This window comes from Brachyspira alvinipulli ATCC 51933, assembly GCF_000518245.1.
Taxonomy (GTDB): Bacteria; Spirochaetota; Brachyspiria; order Brachyspirales; family Brachyspiraceae; genus Brachyspira; species Brachyspira alvinipulli.
This window is the reverse complement of the sequence record NZ_JADF01000019.1, coordinates 63787-81381: the sequence shown is the minus strand read 5'-3', so window position 1 is coordinate 81381 and position 17595 is coordinate 63787. Positions and strand designations below refer to the sequence as shown.

Annotated in this window: 17 protein-coding genes; 11 read left to right on the top strand and 6 right to left on the bottom strand. The window is 28.8% G+C overall.

Annotated elements, in window-relative coordinates:
* Positions 1-165: 165 nt before the first annotated feature.
* The 7 genes from T324_RS0102630 to T324_RS0102600 all read left to right on the top strand — a co-directional run bounded on the left by T324_RS0102630 (position 166) and on the right by T324_RS0102600 (position 7887).
* Positions 166-1230, top strand: coding sequence for a sugar ABC transporter substrate-binding protein (locus T324_RS0102630; RefSeq protein ID WP_028328836.1), 1065 nt, complete (start codon positions 166-168; stop codon positions 1228-1230).
* A gap of 78 nt (positions 1231-1308) precedes the next feature.
* Positions 1309-2355 (top strand): S-methyl-5-thioribose-1-phosphate isomerase, encoded by a 1047-nt coding sequence (gene mtnA / locus T324_RS0102625; protein WP_028328835.1) that lies wholly within the window; start codon positions 1309-1311, stop codon positions 2353-2355.
* Between the two features lie 17 nt (positions 2356-2372).
* The gene (gene mtnK, locus T324_RS0102620) at positions 2373-3635 is read left to right on the top strand and encodes an S-methyl-5-thioribose kinase (RefSeq protein WP_028328834.1); all 1263 of its coding nucleotides are present in this window, start codon (positions 2373-2375) and stop codon (positions 3633-3635) included.
* Positions 3632-5167: a sugar ABC transporter ATP-binding protein gene (locus T324_RS0102615; RefSeq protein ID WP_028328833.1), complete on the top strand. Its 1536-nt coding sequence runs from the start codon at positions 3632-3634 to the stop codon at positions 5165-5167. Before mtnK ends, T324_RS0102615 begins: the two co-directional genes overlap by 4 nt.
* Complete coding sequence (locus tag T324_RS0102610; protein WP_051436777.1) at positions 5167-6156, top strand: ABC transporter permease; 990 nt, start codon at positions 5167-5169, stop codon at positions 6154-6156. The genes T324_RS0102615 and T324_RS0102610 overlap by 1 nt, the downstream gene beginning before the upstream one ends.
* 11 nt (positions 6157-6167) lie before the next feature.
* Entirely contained in the window at positions 6168-6593 is a 426-nt protein-coding gene (locus T324_RS0102605) for an RbsD/FucU family protein (RefSeq protein ID WP_028328831.1), read from the top strand.
* A gap of 115 nt (positions 6594-6708) precedes the next feature.
* Positions 6709-7887 (top strand): DUF2268 domain-containing putative Zn-dependent protease, encoded by a 1179-nt coding sequence (locus tag T324_RS0102600; protein ID WP_028328830.1) that lies wholly within the window; start codon positions 6709-6711, stop codon positions 7885-7887.
* Between the two features lie 69 nt (positions 7888-7956).
* On the opposite strand, the gene T324_RS0102595 is transcribed toward T324_RS0102600, so the two are convergent.
* Positions 7957-8943, bottom strand: a complete 987-nt coding sequence (locus T324_RS0102595) for an aldo/keto reductase (RefSeq protein WP_028328829.1) — start codon at positions 8941-8943, stop codon at positions 7957-7959.
* A 171-nt stretch (positions 8944-9114) separates the two neighbouring features.
* On the opposite strand from T324_RS0102595, the gene T324_RS0102590 reads away from it, so the two are divergent.
* Positions 9115-9654 (top strand): hypothetical protein, encoded by a 540-nt coding sequence (locus T324_RS0102590; RefSeq protein WP_028328828.1) that lies wholly within the window; start codon positions 9115-9117, stop codon positions 9652-9654.
* 5 nt (positions 9655-9659) lie between these two features.
* Here the strand turns inward: T324_RS0102590 and T324_RS0102585 are convergent, their stop codons facing one another.
* A complete protein-coding gene (locus T324_RS0102585) occupies positions 9660-10091 on the bottom strand; it encodes a hypothetical protein (RefSeq protein WP_028328827.1) in 432 nt (143 codons plus the stop codon).
* A 202-nt stretch (positions 10092-10293) separates the two neighbouring features.
* Here T324_RS0102585 and T324_RS17850 point away from each other — a divergent pair, with 202 nt between their 5' ends.
* A complete protein-coding gene (locus tag T324_RS17850; protein ID WP_084548593.1) occupies positions 10294-11421 on the top strand; it encodes a restriction endonuclease subunit S in 1128 nt (375 codons plus the stop codon).
* A 9-nt stretch (positions 11422-11430) separates the two neighbouring features.
* Here T324_RS17850 and T324_RS0102575 read toward each other — a convergent pair whose 3' ends face one another.
* Both T324_RS0102575 and T324_RS0102570 read right to left on the bottom strand, forming a co-directional pair.
* Entirely contained in the window at positions 11431-11997 is a 567-nt protein-coding gene (locus T324_RS0102575; RefSeq protein ID WP_028328826.1) for a DapH/DapD/GlmU-related protein, read from the bottom strand.
* A 113-nt stretch (positions 11998-12110) separates the two neighbouring features.
* Positions 12111-13673, bottom strand: coding sequence for a DUF6348 family protein (locus tag T324_RS0102570; RefSeq protein WP_038374959.1), 1563 nt, complete (start codon positions 13671-13673; stop codon positions 12111-12113).
* 184 nt (positions 13674-13857) lie between these two features.
* On the opposite strand from T324_RS0102570, the gene T324_RS0102565 reads away from it, so the two are divergent.
* Positions 13858-15141, top strand: a complete 1284-nt coding sequence (locus tag T324_RS0102565; RefSeq protein ID WP_028328824.1) for an adenylosuccinate synthase — start codon at positions 13858-13860, stop codon at positions 15139-15141.
* Between the two features lie 39 nt (positions 15142-15180).
* On the opposite strand, the gene T324_RS0102560 is transcribed toward T324_RS0102565, so the two are convergent.
* Positions 15181-15780: a regulatory protein RecX gene (locus tag T324_RS0102560; protein ID WP_028328823.1), complete on the bottom strand. Its 600-nt coding sequence runs from the start codon at positions 15778-15780 to the stop codon at positions 15181-15183.
* A gap of 132 nt (positions 15781-15912) precedes the next feature.
* On the opposite strand from T324_RS0102560, the gene T324_RS0102555 reads away from it, so the two are divergent.
* Positions 15913-16149 carry a hypothetical protein gene (locus T324_RS0102555; RefSeq protein ID WP_028328822.1) on the top strand — a complete coding sequence of 79 codons (237 nt, stop codon included), beginning with the start codon at positions 15913-15915 and terminating at the stop codon, positions 16147-16149.
* A gap of 92 nt (positions 16150-16241) precedes the next feature.
* On the opposite strand, the gene T324_RS0102550 is transcribed toward T324_RS0102555, so the two are convergent.
* On the bottom strand, positions 16242-17576 hold the full coding sequence (locus T324_RS0102550; RefSeq protein WP_028328821.1) for an NfeD family protein: 1335 nt from the start codon (positions 17574-17576) through the stop codon (positions 16242-16244).
* Positions 17577-17595: the final 19 nt, after the last annotated feature.

The window sequence follows — 17595 nt, the reverse complement described above, 5'->3', positions numbered from 1 at the left end:
TTTTAAGTTTAAATTAATTAAAATATCATTCTATACACAGTTATTTTTATAATATGAATGTTATATTTTACTTAATTTTTAGTAAAATAAATATGTATATTTTATTGACAATTTAAAACCATTTTACTATACTAAAATTCAAGCACAATTAAAGGAGTTAATATTATGAAACAATTAACTATAATATTATCTATAGTTATATTATTATTCTCAATAGGATGCAGTCAGGGTTCTTCTTCATCTGCATCTTCAACAACAAAATTGGAAGGGGCTCCTGCTCCTTTTGACGGAAGCAAAAAGATTCATTTTGCTTTAATAAGACAAATGGTTGAAGGCGAGTTTATGCAAATGTGGCAGGACGGAGCTCAAAAACAAGCTGATTTAATGGGAATACAATTAACTGTATTCGGAAAAAATATGGATAATCAGGCTCAGGCAGATTTCGTTTATCAAGCTATTAATATGAAAGTAGATGGTATAATATTGGATCACGGACTTACTGAAACATTATCCAAACCTGCTGCCGATGCTGTAGCTGCTGGAATACCTGTTGTAGCATTCGATGTTGATGTTCAAAATCCTGAAATCAATCAAATAGCTCAGGATGATCATGCTTTAGGAAGAATGGCTTTAGATGCTATGAACAAAGATTATAATCAGCAGGCTAATATAGGATATGTATACTTTGCAGGTATATTGCCTTTGGATAAAAGAGATCAGGCTTTCACTGAATTCAAAAAAGAATTCCCTAATATGAAAGAAATAGCCAGAACTGGTACAGTAGAATCTCCTTTCTCTGTAAAAAATGCTGAGCAAGTAAAAGCTACTTTAAAATCTAATCCTCAAATAAATGCTTATTTTGCACCTTATGATGAATTTGCTAAAGGTGTTGTTCTTGCTTTAGATGAAGAGGGATTAAATGATAAAGTAAAAGTATACAGTGCTGATATATCAACTCAAGATATAGAATTAATGATTAAAGAAGGAAGTCCATGGGTTGCAACAGCTGCTACAAGCCCTAGACTTATAGGAGCATTGTCTGTAAGAGCATTAGCATTAAAAGTTGCAGGAGAAAAAATTCCTGATGATATATTAATAACTCCTACTTTATTTACTCAAGATATGCTTAGAGAAGCTGGTGTTAAAAATATGGAAGAGCTTCAGGCTAAATTCCCTGAATTTAACAAAACTACAAATATGACAGCCAGTTGGATACCTATGGCTGAATGATTATTATATAAAAGTATACAGCGATGCATATTAGTAAAATTATGTATCGCTGTATAATAAATATTTAAGGATTATAACATGACAAATTCAAGAATACCTACTGTAAGATGGACTGGAGATGAGTTATATATATTAGATCAAACATTAATACCTATAACTGTAAAAGAAATAAAATTATCAACTGTAGAAGATGCATATGATGCTATAAAAGAGTTAAAAGTAAGGGGAGCTCCTGCTATTGGGGTTGCAGCTGCTTATTCTTTGCTTATAGATTTAAAAAAGAAAACTGATTTAAATAGCAATGATTTTATAAGATTTGTTGAAGAAAGAGCTAAATATTTAAACTCTTCAAGACCTACTGCTGTGAATTTGAGTTATGCTTTAAATAGAATGTTTAATACTATAAATGGAAATACTGATAAATCTTCATTAGAATTATATAATATATTAGAAGCAGAAGCTAAGAAAATACATTCTGAAGATGTTGATATATGTCAGAAAATAGGAGAATACGGTGCTGAATTATTAAAAGAAAATTGCGGCGTATTAACTCATTGTAATGCAGGAAGATTAGCCGTTAGCGGAATAGGTACAGCATTAGCTCCAATGTATATAGCTCATCAAAACGGTGTAAAAATAAGAGTATATGCAGATGAAACAAGACCATTGCTTCAAGGAGCAAGATTAACTAGTTTTGAACTTAATGAAGCCGGTATAGATGTTACTTTAATATGCGATAATATGGCTGCATTTATAATGTCTAAAGGACTTGTTGATTTAGTAATAGTAGGATGCGACAGAGTAGCTGAAAACGGAGATGCTGCTAACAAAATAGGTACTATGGGAGTGGCTATTTTGGCTAAATATTTCAATATACCTTTCTATATAGCATGCCCTTCTACTACTTTCGATTTAAATACTAAAACAGGAAATGATATAATAATAGAAGAAAGAAATTCTAAAGAAGTTATGAACTTCGCCGGAGTGCAGACTGCTCCTTTGGATATTAAAGTTAGAAATCCGGCATTCGATGTTACCCCTAATAAACTTATAACAGGTTTTATTACAGAAAAAGGTATAATAAAACCTCCTTATATAGATAATTTAAAAAAGGCCTTTAATTAATTTTAAGGAGATAAAATATGTCTTACAAACAATTAACAGTAGATACAATAATAGATTATTTAAAAACTATAGATGAAATAAAAAAAATATTTTCTGATTTCGATAATTTACAAATAAAAGAAATTGGGGACGGTAATTTAAATTTCGTATACAGCATTACAAATGCTAAAAATGAAAAAGAAACTGTAATATTAAAACAGTCAGTTCCTTTCTTAAGATGCGTTGGGGAAAGCTATCCTTTAGAAAAGGACAGAATGAAAATAGAAATTAAAGCTCTTAAAGAACAGCACAAATTATGTCCTAATTTAGTACCTGAAGTATATTATTTTTCTGAAGATATGTGCGTTGTTATAATGCAGAATTTAAATAAACATAAAGTTCTTAGAGGAGAAATAATAGAAGGTAAAAAATTCCCTAAAGTAGCAGAGGATTTAACTGATTTTCTTTCAAAAACTTTATTTTATACTTCTGATTATTATTTGGATGGAAAGACTAAAAAGAATCTTGTAGTTGAATATATGAATGCAGAATTATGCAGTTTAACAGAAGATTTTATTTTCACTCATCCTTTTGAAGAAAATGAAACTAATATTTACCATGAAAAATTAAATATGGAAGAGGTAAGAAAATTCCAAAGAGACAGCAAATTAAAAACAGCTGCCGCAGAAATGAGATATGCATTTATGACTAAAGCTGAAGCATTGCTTCATGGAGATTTCCATTTGGGCAGTTTTATGGGTAATGAGGAAGAAACTTATGTAATAGACCCTGAATTTGCATTCTATGGTCCTATAGGTTTTGATGTAGGAAAAGCTATGGCTAATTTCTTTATGGCTTATATTTCTCAGGAATATCATCAAAAAAGATTAGGCACAAATTCAAAAGAATTTAGAAAGTGGTTATTTGATACTGCTAAATATATGATTACTGGAACTTTGAGTAAATTTGAAGCTCTATGGAAAAAACATTTAGAAGAAACTAAACCATTATATTGGAATTATCCGGAAGGAAAAAAACATTCTGAAGAATATATTAAAACTGTATTAAATAGAATATTCAAAGATGCTGTTGGTTTTGCAGGATGTGTTCTTATAAGAAGAACTTTAGGACTTGCAAAAAATAAAGACATTTCAGGCATTACTGATTTAGATGAAAGAGCTAGATTAGATTGGATATGCTTAAAAATAGGAAAAGAGTTTTTAATAAACAGAGATAATATAAATGATATAGAAAAAGTGGCAAGTATTGTAAATGAATATTCTGCGGTAGATAAATTATGAGTAATAAAGACGCTATAATAAACTTAAAAAACATAGGTAAATCATTCGGCTCCACTAGAGCATTGGAATCAATATCTTTCGATTTTAAAAGAGGAGATATTACAGCTATAGTCGGAGCTAATGGTGCTGGAAAATCTACACTAATAAAAATAATCTGCGGATATCATACAAAATATGACGGCGAAATATTTGTAGAAGGAAATTTGGTAAAATTCACAAGCCCGCTTGATGCTTATTCTAAAGGAATACAAACAGTGCATCAGATTATAAATCAGGGTGTGGTGCAAAGTATGACCGTTGCAGAAAATTTAGTGCTTAAAGATATTTTAACCAATAAAAAGAATTTTTTTATTAAGAAAAAAGACTATATGGAGCATGCTGAAAGAGTAGCCGATTTAATGGGAATAGATCACAGCATATTAAATAAAGAGGTATTTTGGACTAGTCAAAGCGAAAGACAGCTTATAATAATAGCAAGAGCTTTAGAATCAAATCCTAAACTTCTTATATTAGATGAGCCTACAGCTGCTATATCTGAAAAAGAAACTGAGATTTTATTTGATAAGCTTAATGGTTTAAGAGAAAAAAATGTCACTATATTATATGTTTCTCACAGGCTTCATGAGATAGAAAGAATAGCTGATAATGTTGTAGTTATAAGAGACGGAAAAGTATCTGATATAATGGAAAAGCCTATTAAAGTAAATAAAATAGTTACTGCAATGATAGGTTCTGTACCAAAAACTGTAAAAGCTGTTGCTAAAGAAGAGAGAAAAATGGAGCCGTTATTAGAAACTAAAGATTTAGTTTTTATGAAAAATGGAAGTCCTATTAATCTTACTTTATATAAAGGAGAGATAACAGCCATAGTAGGATTGATAGGTGCAGGTAAAAGTGAATTCGGAGAAACTTTATTTTCTATAAAAAAGCCTATAAGCGGTGAAATATTTATGAACGGTCAAAAAATAGAGCATAAAAATATAGGCAAGGCTATAAAAAACGGAATACACTTAGTGCCGGAAGATAGAAGCAACAATGCTATTTTCCCAAACTTTAGTATAACAGAAAATATTACTATTCCTTTTTTAAATAAATTCAGTCCTAAACTTATAATGGAAAAAAAATTGGAGAAAAAATCTTCTTTGGATATAGTAGAAAAATTATCTCTTAAATATGGTTCTATTGAAGATATGATGGACAGTTTATCCGGAGGTAATCAGCAAAAGGTTATAGTAGCAAGATGGATATTCCAAAACTATAATTTGATAATATTGGATGAGCCGTTTCAAGGTGTTGATATAGCATCAAGATTTGATATGGGAGAATATTTAAGAAAAAATATTAAAGATAGTGCGGCATTGATTTTAGTTGCAGATTTAGATGAGGCTATAGAAGTAGCAGACAGAATAATAGTATTTAATTCAGGCAAAATGGTTTTTGAACAATACGGAAATGAAATAGACAGAGATAAATTACTTCACTATATAAGCTGCAATATTGATGAGTTAAATAATACTGAGGAGCAAAAATAATGAACAAAAAAATGATAACACAATTTTCTATAAAATACGGTTTTTTGATAATAATGGCTTTGTTATTTATATTTTTCTCTATAACAAGACCGGTATTTCTTACATCATCAAATTTATTTTCTATACTTCTTGGTATAACTATATATGCAATATTAGCACTTGGAGAAACTTTCCCTTTAATTGTTAATGGAATGGACTTATCTATAGGCGCCGTTGCATCTTTATCTGTAATGATAGCTTCTTATTGTATGATAGTTCTTGGACTGCAGGGATATCATGCTATTATTATATGCTTATCAATAGGAGCTTTTATAGGATTAGTTAATGGACTTTTAATAGTAAAATTAAAAATACCTGATTTATTAACTACTTTAGGAATGATGTTCTTAGTTCAAGGATTACAGCTTATACCTTCTGCAGGAAGATCTATAGGAAACGGAATGACTTTAGCAAATGGAAAAACTGCTGAAGGTGTATTTGATGAAGGATTTAAATTCTTAGGACAAGGAAGATTATTTGATTTAATACCTGTGCCTGTAGCATTTATGTTTTTAATAGCTATTATAGTATTTATAGTATTATCTTTAACTAGATACGGAAGAATATTTTATGCTATAGGAGGAAACAGCGAGGCTGCAAGACTTGTAGGAGTTAATATTTACGGATATAGAATATTAGCATATATAATATCAGGATTCGTAGCTAGTTTTGCCGGTATTGTCTTAGCTGCAAGAGTTGGAAGAGGAGATGTATCTTCAGGCGGTACTTTGCTTATGGATGCTATAGCTTCTGCTCTTATAGGATATGCTGTATTAGGGGCACAGAAACCTAATCCTTTCGGTACTATAGTAGGTGCTGTATTTATAGGTATGCTTATAAACGGACTTACTATGCTTAATGTGCCTTATTATACACAGGATTTTATTAAAGGATGCGTACTTGTTACAGCTTTAGCATTCACATTCAGTTTATCTAAGAGAAAATCATAAGGATTGAAAATATGTTAAAAAATATTCCAAATATTATATCTCCGGATTTGATGCATATTATGATGAGTATGGGGCATGGAGACACTTTAGTTATTGGAGATTCTAATTTTGCCGCTTCTACTTACAGCAAAAGGCTTGCAAGATTAGACGGACATTTTAATTGCGATATATTAAATGCTATTATGCAGTTTATGCCTTTAGATCAATTTGTAGAATATCCTGTTACTTTAATGAAACCAAATGATAATTCCAAACCTGAAATATGGGATAAATACGAGGCTATTCTAAGAAAACATGATAATACATTTAAAAAATTTGAATATATAGACAGATTTTCATTTTATGAAAGGGCAAAAAATGCTTATGCCTGTGTTGCCACAGGAGAAACTGCTATATATGCATGTATGATAATTACAAAGGGTGTCATCATTAATTAATATATCTCTATTATGTTTTATAGAATAGGTTTTTAAAGCCTATTCTATTTTTTTAATACTTTTGTATTGAAGCCTTTTTTCCGATAATATTGCAAATATGTTAATAGGGTTTATTATGAGAAAATATTTAATACTGCTTATAACTATTTTTTTTATTTGCAATTTTTTAAATGCTAAAGAATATTCAAGTATAAATGAAGTTTTAAGAAATCCTGTAAGTTATAATATCTACAAAGGCAAAAATACAGAAAAAACATTTAATGCTGTAAGATACATAAATAACAATTATTCAAAAGAAAGTTTAAAAGCTAAAAATATATACTCTACTTCAAAAATAGACGTTTATTTAGAAAACGGATTAAAAATAAATGAGAGAGATTTGCAGCAAGTAATATCAGAAACTTCAAAAATACATGATTTAGAAGAATATTTATATGGAAAATTGGACGGAAAATTAACCCTTTTAATAATGGATATTAATGGAGGATATACAGGAGATAAACCATATATGCAAGGCTATTCTATATTAGATGGTCTTGATGAAATAAAAAATGATGATGAAAATATAATATTTTTAGATTATATAAACGGCTGGGAAAATATAGAATCTGTAGTAAACACAATAGCACATGAGCTTCATCATGTTATACATTACAGTCAGCTTGAAAGCAAAAGCAGCAGTTCATTTGATATATGGGTAGATGAAGCATTATCTGAAGCAGCTGTTATTACTTACAGAGGAAAAGTACCGGAAAATAGACTTAACTATTATAATACAGACTCAATGTATTTGATAACCAAAGGAGATTATTTTATTAATTGGAATCAAGGATATACAGTTCATAAATATGCTACTGTTTCGCTTTTTATGTATTGGCTTGGACTTCATTCTAAAAACGGTTTTGAAATATACAAAGATATAGCAAACGCTCCGGAAGAATATAGAGGAACTTATAAAGCTATAATTTATGCTGCAAATAAAAATATTAAGCAATTTAAAGATTGGAGCGAGCTTTATGCTACATGGCTTGAAGCTAATTATAAAAATGACAAAAGCGGCTTATACGGATATAATGGCAAAATTATAACAAAACCTAAGATAATAACAACACAATATAATTGTCCTATGGCTCCGGGTGCTGCTATATATGTTAAAGGGGACTTCATGTCTGATGATACACTTTTAAGATATGTTGAGCTTGGTGATGATACATATATAGTTTATAATCCTGATGTTAATACTAAAGGCAAAGACAGATATTTGATTGTAAATTCATCGTTTTACGGTTACTAACTTAAATTAACTCCTTAAATTAAAGTGAAGGCTAATGTATGTTATTTATATGCATTAGCCCTTACTATATTATAAAGATATATTATCAATATTTCTTAATTCCTCATCTGTGAGAATAGATTTATTTAAAATTTTCAAATTCTCTATTATTTGACTTGGTTTAGAAGCACCTATTAATACGCTTGTAACCTCTTCATCTCTCAACACCCATCTTAAAGCCATTTGAGCTAAACTCTCACCTCTTTGTTCTGCTAATTTATTAAGTTTTACTATTTGTTCTAATCTCTTTCTTGTTATTGCATCCTGTTTTAAATATCTTCCATCCATAGCTATTCTGCTGTCTTCAGGAATACCGTTTATATACTTGTCAGTTAATAATCCCTGTGCTAAAGGACTGTATGCTATTATACCTTTTCCTAATTTTTTAGCTTTCAATTTAAGTCCATTATTTTCTATTGTTCTATCAAATATCGAATATCTGTTTTGATTTATAATAAAAGGAACATTAGCCAAAGCAAACAGTTTAGAGGCTCTTTCCATGGTAACTCCATCATAATTTGAAAGACCTATATAAAGGGCTTTTCCGTCTTTCACAATTCTAGTTAATGCTTCCATAGTCTCTTCAAGCGAAGTTTCAGGATCCATTCTATGATGATAAAAAATATCAACATATTCAATATTTAATCTTTTTAAACTTTGATTAATACTTGCTATTAAATATTTTTTACTTCCCCAATTACCATAAGGACCATCCCACATATCATAACCCGCTTTTGTACTTATAATAAGTTCATCTCTATATTTATTTAATCCATCATTTAATATTTTACTCATACTTATTTCAGCAGAACCATAAGGAGGTCCGTAATTATTTGCTAAGTCAAAATGAGTTATTCCGTTATCAAATGCCGTTTTCACTAATTCTTTCATATTATTATAGTCACAGTTTTCACCGAAATTATGCCAAAGTCCAAAAGAAATAATTGGCAGTTTTAGACCGCTTTTTCCGCTTTTATTGTATATCATATTATCATATCTATTTTCTGAAATTTGCATTTTAATATCCTTTATTTAAAATAATATTTTATGAATTTAATTCTTATTTGTTATACTATAATAACTATAAATTTTATTCAATAATTATTAACAGAAAATATTTTAATTTTAGCAAAATATTTTCCGAGATAAAAAGTAATATGAAAATTAGAGGTAGATTACGGAGGGTTCATGTTTAAGAAATTTTTTATTGCTATTAGTTCTATATTTATAATTACAAGCTGTGCAACTATGCCGACTAAAGAAGATACAACAAAAACTGCTGACAATAATAGTAGTAAAAAAGAAGAAGAAAAGACTATTACAAGAGAAGATACTCCTCAAAAGAAAGTCACAGTATACGGTGCAGATAAAGAAGTTCAGGCTATAGAAATTGATGGAAAAACCTATTATGTTATAGGAGGAAAAGACATAGAAAATATGTCAGAACAAGAAATTAAATCTGCATCATTATCATCTCCATTAAAGATTACAGAACAAACTGTTAAAGGAAATAGAGGAATAGTTATAGTTTATTATGATGTCAAAATTTTCTTGGGCAAAAAAGGTGCAGTAAGTACTACAGTAGGTTTATTTGAACCTCAGAAAAATGATTGGACTTTAGGAGATGATATAGACAGAAGCCAATCAATTCAGATAAAATTATCAAGAGGTACAGCAGGTCCTATAGCTATAAAAAGAGCAAGTATATCATTAACTTACAGTTATTAATTATATTATTTTTTATTGGTATAAATAGTATATAAACTGCTTGCAACTTCATCTATTGAATATGCAGTTCTATTAATTTCAAATGCATACAGTTCCCATCTGTAATGATCTAGTAATTTAAATTGTATTATATATTCGTTTGTATCATATTTGCCTATCATATCTATATAACGCATATAATCATCTTCGGCTATGAAATCCTGCCATTCTACACTATTAAATGATGATATTAAATCTTCTATTTTTATGTTTGGATATGTTGTAAATGAGCTGTTTTTTATTAAACTTATCGCATCAAAATTTCTGCTTTTTATATCTACATCTACAGTATTTATATTCTCCTCTAAATTCCCCATATACTGTTTACTCTCTTTTTTTTCACTGCATGATAAAAATACCAATGCGCTCATCAAAGATAAAAGATAAACTCTATGCATAAATAAATTCCAAAATTACATAAACTTTTTGTATATTATCGGTAGAATGATTTTACTTATTAAGTTACACATTATAAAAATCATTCAAATTATGATCTTCATAGTCTTGTAGTATAACATAAAATTAATAAAATTATAATACAGTTGAATAAATTAATATTATTATTTATACTATATTTTAAATAATCATTCAGGTTTTTTTATGAAGCATAATAAAAAAAATCTGCGTATAGTAAAACTTAAAGAAATATGCACTATACAAGATGGAATACATACTACGCCAAAATACACAAAAAGCGGAATAAAATTTATAAGTGCAGAAAACATTAATAATATACACAGCAGCAATAAATTTATATCAAAAGAAGATTATAATAATTTATACAAAATTAAAGCTAAAAAAAATGATATATTTATGACCAGAATAGGAAATATAGGCATTCCTGCAATTGTTCAAAAAGATGAAGATATAGCCTATTATGTAACGGTATGTTTATTTACAAATATAAATAAAGATGTTTATTATAAATATTTGTATTATTCAATACTATCCTGTAATTTTCAAAAAGAACTTATTTCAAAAACACTGCATGCCGCATTTCCAAAAAAGATAAATATGCATGAAATAGGAGAATGCCGCATTGCACTGCCGCCAATCGAGGAACAAAAACGCATAGCAGAAATACTTACAATATGCGATAATGTAATAGAAAATCTTAATCAATTAATAGAAAAAAAGGAATTATATAAAAAAGGAGTTATGCAGAAACTTTTAAGCGGAGAAGTAAGATTTAAAGAATTCAATGATAAATGGAGAGTTAAAAAATTATCCGAAATAAGCAGAAGTATAAAAACAGGAAAACTTGATGCCAATGCTATGGAGGAAAATGGAAAATACAGATTCTATACATGTGCTAAGGAATATTATACAATAAATACCTATGCATTTGATGGAGAAGCATTGCTTATATCAGGAAACGGGGCTTATGTGGGTTATATTCATTATTATAAAGGAAAATTTAATGCTTATCAAAGAACTTATGTATTAATGGATTTTACAGAAAATATAAAATACATAAAATATTATTTAGATTTATTTTTAAAACAAAAAATCAAAAAAGAAAGAAACAAAGGAAATACTCCTTATATAGTTTTAAGCACATTAACAGATATGACAATAAAGCTGCCTAGCATTGAAGAGCAAAATAAAATATCAGAACTTATATTTATTATAGATAAGCAAATTGATAATTTAAAAATGCTTCTTCATTTGCATAAGCAGCAGAAAAAAGGAATTATGCAAAAACTATTTAAAAACAATATTTTCTAAAATTCAAAATTATATATTTTTTATAATTCTCGCAGGAACTCCGCCAACAAGTACATTTGAAGGTATATCCTTAGTTACAACAGCACCAGATGCTATTATCGAATTATCCCCTATAGTTACATTAGGAACTATAGATACACCAGAGCCTATCCATACATTCTTCCCTATAACTACTTTTGACGCATAAGTAACATCTCTGTCATCTAAATTAAAACCATGATTTAAAGTAGATATAGCTACATTCATACCTATTTGAGTACCGTCCCCTATTATTATACCGCCTCTGTCTTGAAAATTGCAATTCATGTTTATAAATACATTTTTTCCTATAATAATATTTTTTCCAAAATCTGTATAAAAAGGAGGAAAGCACATGAAACTTGGATCAATTTCTCTTCCTGTAAGTTCTTCAAATAGCTTTCTAACCTCATCTGAAGTATTGTATTTATTATTTAATTTACTTGTTATTTTCATTGCCTCATGAGAACATTGAAATAGCAAAGCACCCTTCTCTTTCTCTGTGCTTCTTATAGGGTTACCCTCTCTGCAATACTCAATAAACTCTTTCATTTCCATATATTATATCCTTAATGTTTTTTATTAATTATATTAACACTTAGGATATAATCAATACTATAATTTATATTTTTGTATTATATCAAATTATACTTTTTATTTATAGTTTATTATCAGCATAATATATAAGAATCAGATACATTATAGCTTAAATTTACTTCAAGATTTTCAAGTTTTTTATTTTTCTTTTCATAATCTTCCTTTATTTGTATATATATATTATATAAAGCACTCATATTTATAAACTTAGCATAAATCTCATTTTCTTTTCCATTAAACATACCATTTCTAAAAAGTTCAAAAATATAATTATTAATAAGGTAATATGTATAAAGCTGAGTCTTATACACTGTTTGATTTTTTTCTTTTGATCCAAAAATAAAATTGATTTTCTCTCCAGAATGAAGTTCATTAAAAAACTCATTATCAGCACATATTTCCGGCAAAAATAAAAATAAATCAACAGCTAAACTATTATCTTTTACTAAATCATAAGCCATATCCTCAAGTTTTTCATAAGCATCATCTGTTTCTTCTAAGTTTAAAACAATGTTTGAATACTGCTGAACAAAATTAAAAATCTCTTCATTGCTGTATGGATAAGGAGTATAAGTTTCTTCTTCCTGAACCAAAAAGAAAAACTGCTTATCAGATGAAAAATCAGTTTCTCCCCAAGTCTTAACATACTCATTCATTTTATCGCTGAGCTCTGGTATATTAACATCATTTATTCTAAGCTCTCCTATGGAATAATCATTCTTAGCTTTTGCCCCATATATTTTTATGTAGCAAATTTTTTGATTTCCTATACGTTTTAATATATCATCTTTAAACATATTCCAATAAGTATTAACATTTTTAGGCACACCGTTATTGTTTCCCATATTAACAATATTACTTGTATAAACTTTCCATTTATGTTTTTTTCCTGCAAATTCACTTTCCGCCTCATCAAGTATTCTGCCTTCATTCATAGCTTTTATTCCAGTCATTATACCAAATACAAAACTTCCATTTGAAAGACCAAGTGCAGTATTAGCATCCTTTCCTATACTAGCACAGCATTCAAATATATCTCTATCCCAATTAGGACTTGATATATAATAATTTACCGTAGCACTTCTGTCATTGACTTGATCTATATAAGCATTTATAAATACATTCCAATCCTTTATAACAATACTTCCTTCCACTATTTCATGTTCTACATCATTAGATAAAATAGATGATATATCCTTTATGATAGAATCGGCATCATTAATATCAACACTGTTTGCTGTATAATGCATACCATCTTTTTTTATCTCTTCTTTAAATCCATTATATAAATTGTTATAATAATTATATTCTTCTATACTTATATTTGGCTTATTAATTTCAAGAATAGATATTGCCTTTTCTATATTATAAGAAGCATTGCCTATATCTGTTTTACCTAAATAAGCATAAGATATTTTATAAAACCAAGTATGATGATTTCTAGTTTCTTCGCTTAAAGAATTAAGTGTTTCTATTGCCAAATCAAATTTACCAGTATTGTTATAGGCAACAGCAAGAAGTCCTTTTAAATCATCGTCCAAACTCTCCTCAGGAAGCGATAATATAAGTTTTATTATATCATGATGTCTGCCTTCATTATGCATTTGATGTAATTGCCAATCTAAATTTTCATTCATATTATAAATCCTTTACTTATATTAAAATAAAACACCTTTATATTTTACCAATAATTTAAAAAAGTTACATATCTATTTTATATAAAATAAATATTTCTATTCAAAGTATCTTGAAATTCTTATCAAAAATTTATATAATTGCCTTTGTGTGTTTTACACTATCTATAGAAAGGAGTTTGAACATATGGCTTCAGTAATCATAGTAGGTACCCAATGGGGAGATGAGGGTAAGGGAAAAATAGTAGACTATCTTGCCGGAAAATGCGAATATGTTGTGCGTTCTCAGGGCGGAAGTAATGCAGGACATACTGTTGTAGTTAATAATATTAAATATAAATTAAGGCTTCTTCCTTCAGGCATACTTCATAAAGATAAAGTATGCATTATAGGAAATGGAGTAGTAATAGAACCTAAAGTTTTTTTGGATGAAATAGATGCTCTTATAGAAAAAAAAGTAAATATGTCAAATCTTAAAATTTCAGACAGAGCTCATGTATTAATGCCTTATCATAAAATACTTGATGAACTTCAGGAAGAAGATTTAGGAGAAAATAAACTTGGAACAACTAAAAACGGAATAGGTCCATGCTATATGGATAAGGCAAGCCGTTTAGGAATTAGAATATCCGATCTTATGAATAAAGAAACATTCGCTAAAAAATTAAAGTTTAATGTAGAACTTAAAAATAAACTTCTTAAAAAACTTTATAATCATGAAGGCGTTAATTATGATGAGCTTTTAAAAGAATATTTGGAATATGCCGAGAGATTAAAGCCTTATGTTGCTGATACTACTACAATATTAAATAAAGCTATTAAAGAAAAGAAAAATATATTATTTGAAGGTGCTCAGGCAACTATGCTTGATTTGGATCATGGAACTTATCCTTTTGTAACATCATCCTACCCTGCTGCAGGCGGAGCTTGTACAGGTTCGGGTGTAGGTCCTAGAAAAATTGATAATGTTATAGGCGTTGTAAAAGCTTATTCTACAAGGGTTGGAGAAGGTCCTTTCCCTTCAGAACTGCATGATGAAATAGGACAGGCTATAAGAGATAAAGGCGGAGAATACGGTACTGTTACAGGAAGAGCTAGAAGATGCGGATGGCTTGATGCATGCGTTGTTAAATATGCTTCTTATGTGAACGGACTTGATTCTATAGCTATTACAAGACTTGATATATTAGATGAATTGGATAAACTAAAAATATGTGTTGCCTATAAATATAATGGTAAAATATTAGAAGGATATCCTGCAGATTTAGAAGTGCTTTCAAAAGCAGAGCCTGTATACGAAGAATTTGAAGGCTGGAAAACTAGCACAAGAGATATAAGAGAATATAATAAGCTTCCGGAAAATGCTAAAAAATATTTAAAAAGATTAAGCGAAGTAATTGAAACAGATATCTCTATTGTATCAGTAGGTGCCGGAAGAGAAGAAACTATAATAGTAAAAAATATTTTTTAATAATTGATTTTTTTATAAGCCTGCAAAATATATGCGGGCTTATTTTTTCTTTTTTTCTAAATATTTGCCTACTAAATATTTTATTCTATCATATTTAAAACCCTTTCTCATAAGAGCTTTTATAATATAATCTTCCTTTTTATCTTTATGCTCATAAACTCTATAATATTTTTTTATAGCCTCTTTTAATGCTCTCTCATCGCTTTTATCGCTTATTGAGTTTTCTGCTCTTTCTATTAATGAACTTTTTATTTTGCATTTCTTTAAATAGTCTATAATATGCCTTTTGCTTTTGCCTTTAAGTTTTAAACTGTTAATAGCTATCTTTACAAATCTTTTATCATCTATTAAATCATATTCTTTGCAGTAAGCAACAGCATAGCTTATAAATCTTTTTTTATGACCTTTTTTAGATAATTTTTCTCTAAGCATTCCCTCGCTTATAAAACCGCGTTTTAAAATTGACACAGCAGATTTTCTTGCCGCAGATTCATAAGCTTTATTTCTTATATGAGGTATCTCTTCATATTCTATTTCCATTCCCTCATATATATCAAGCTCATAAGTACCATTTTTTGGTATGCTGAATACATCGCCGCCTGATACTTTTATGTATATTTTATCGCCTTTTAATTTCATTTTTAAAATAACCATGTATGAAATAATATAATAAATGATATGTTTTGCAAGCACAAAATAAAGTTGTTAAGGTTTTTTTTATATTACCGTTAATATATACGGTTAAAGTACTAAATAAAAGGAGTTATTAGTATGACTATTAATAAAATAAATAATGTACAGCAACAACCTGCAGCAGCAGTTTCACCAAGAGCAAATATATCATCAGTTCAAAATACAAATAATCCTCAGAAGATTAGTCAGCAAGGAAGCGGCATATCTCCTCTATCAAGCAGATACACTTATGCTATAGGCCGTGATGGTAAAAGATATGTACTTCAGCTTAGAATAGATATTGCATCAGTAAGAGCTTTCAGTTCACTTGCTTAATATGATTTTAGCATTGGAGAACTTCATGAATTATATAAATAAATTTTAAGCTAGAAATTTATAGTTTGTTTATATTTCTAGCTTATATTATTTTAGTCATTAAGTTTCTTTACAACAATTCTATTTCCCTCAACTAGAATAACTTTCAAATTGCTTCCTTTGTCTATAAATTCGCCCTCGCTAACAGCATCGTATCTTTTATTATCTATTATTATATATCCTGCAGGTCTGAAAAAAGTATCCGCTACACCTTCCCTATTGAGTAAATGATTATAAGAAACACTTGAATGATACCCTGCTGTATCGCTGCTTAATGTGATTTTATTTTTAAACTCTTTGGATTTAGTCATAAATCTAGCTATAAGTATTATAAGTATTATATCTATTATTAAAGAAATAAATATAACAAATACAGCTATGGCTATATTATGTATTCCAAAAGACATAAACACGCTTGCCAATATAGCAATTATTCCAAGTATTCCTGTAATCCCAAAACCTGGTATAAGAAATATCTCAACACAAATAAGAACAGCACCCAATAAAAATATTGCAGGCTCTAATAAACTGCTGTCTCCTGAAAAAAACTGCACAAAGAAAAATATTGAAAATGCTATTATGGCAGTTACTCCCCCTACCCCGAAACCAGGAGTTTTTATCTCTAAATATATTCCTGCTATACCGATTGACATTAATAAACTTAATACAAATGGATTCAATAAAAATCTTAATATAAAATCATAATTCTCTTCTTCAACTGTTATAATCTCTGAATTATCAGAAAGCCCCTTTAATTCTATTATCTCTTTTATTGAATTAGCTTTCTTATCTGCTATATTTATTTTTATAGCTTCATCGGCACTTAAAGTAAGAAGAGTTTTATCATCCAAATCAATACCATCTTCTCCTTTAGTTAAAACTATAGTCTCATCAACCATAGCCTCAGCTGCTTTAGTATTCTTTTTTGTTGCTTCTGCTGATGCTCTCATGGCAGCACGCATAGCACTAACTTCTTTCTCTCCTGCTTTTTTTACCTCATCTCCATTCAAATAAACAGGAGTTGCCGCACCTATTACACTGCCGTCAGACATATAAATCTCTTTAGCACTCAATGATATTAAAGCACCGGCAGATAATGCATTCTTATTAATATAAACAACAACAGGAACTTCGCTTTCTATTATATAATTTTTTATAGACAAAGCAGAAGATAAAAGACCTCCGGGAGTATCAAGTTCAAGTATTATTAAATCTGCATTATCTTCATTAGCTTTATCTATTGACTTTTTTATATATCCGGCATACCATCTATTAACTTCTTGAAACTCAAGTTTATTTATTACATATACTTTATTATTTTCAGAGTATAATAAATTCGATAATGTTAAAATAAAAATACTCAATAAAAATATTCTTATATTTTTCATAAATTTCCCTCTCTTATAG

Coding starts and splice junctions, on each gene's coding strand:
- T324_RS0102630 (WP_028328836.1), top strand. CDS start 166: ATGAAACAATTAACTATAATATTATCTATAGTTATATTATTATTCTCA.
- mtnA (WP_028328835.1), top strand. CDS start 1,309: ATGACAAATTCAAGAATACCTACTGTAAGATGGACTGGAGATGAGTTA.
- mtnK (WP_028328834.1), top strand. CDS start 2,373: ATGTCTTACAAACAATTAACAGTAGATACAATAATAGATTATTTAAAA.
- T324_RS0102615 (WP_028328833.1), top strand. CDS start 3,632: ATGAGTAATAAAGACGCTATAATAAACTTAAAAAACATAGGTAAATCA.
- T324_RS0102610 (WP_051436777.1), top strand. CDS start 5,167: ATGAACAAAAAAATGATAACACAATTTTCTATAAAATACGGTTTTTTG.
- T324_RS0102605 (WP_028328831.1), top strand. CDS start 6,168: ATGTTAAAAAATATTCCAAATATTATATCTCCGGATTTGATGCATATT.
- T324_RS0102600 (WP_028328830.1), top strand. CDS start 6,709: ATGAGAAAATATTTAATACTGCTTATAACTATTTTTTTTATTTGCAAT.
- T324_RS0102595 (WP_028328829.1), bottom strand. CDS start 8,943: ATGCAAATTTCAGAAAATAGATATGATAATATGATATACAATAAAAGC.
- T324_RS0102590 (WP_028328828.1), top strand. CDS start 9,115: ATGTTTAAGAAATTTTTTATTGCTATTAGTTCTATATTTATAATTACA.
- T324_RS0102585 (WP_028328827.1), bottom strand. CDS start 10,091: ATGCATAGAGTTTATCTTTTATCTTTGATGAGCGCATTGGTATTTTTA.
- T324_RS17850 (WP_084548593.1), top strand. CDS start 10,294: ATGAAGCATAATAAAAAAAATCTGCGTATAGTAAAACTTAAAGAAATA.
- T324_RS0102575 (WP_028328826.1), bottom strand. CDS start 11,997: ATGGAAATGAAAGAGTTTATTGAGTATTGCAGAGAGGGTAACCCTATA.
- T324_RS0102570 (WP_038374959.1), bottom strand. CDS start 13,673: ATGAATGAAAATTTAGATTGGCAATTACATCAAATGCATAATGAAGGC.
- T324_RS0102565 (WP_028328824.1), top strand. CDS start 13,858: ATGGCTTCAGTAATCATAGTAGGTACCCAATGGGGAGATGAGGGTAAG.
- T324_RS0102560 (WP_028328823.1), bottom strand. CDS start 15,780: ATGAAATTAAAAGGCGATAAAATATACATAAAAGTATCAGGCGGCGAT.
- T324_RS0102555 (WP_028328822.1), top strand. CDS start 15,913: ATGACTATTAATAAAATAAATAATGTACAGCAACAACCTGCAGCAGCA.
- T324_RS0102550 (WP_028328821.1), bottom strand. CDS start 17,576: ATGAAAAATATAAGAATATTTTTATTGAGTATTTTTATTTTAACATTA.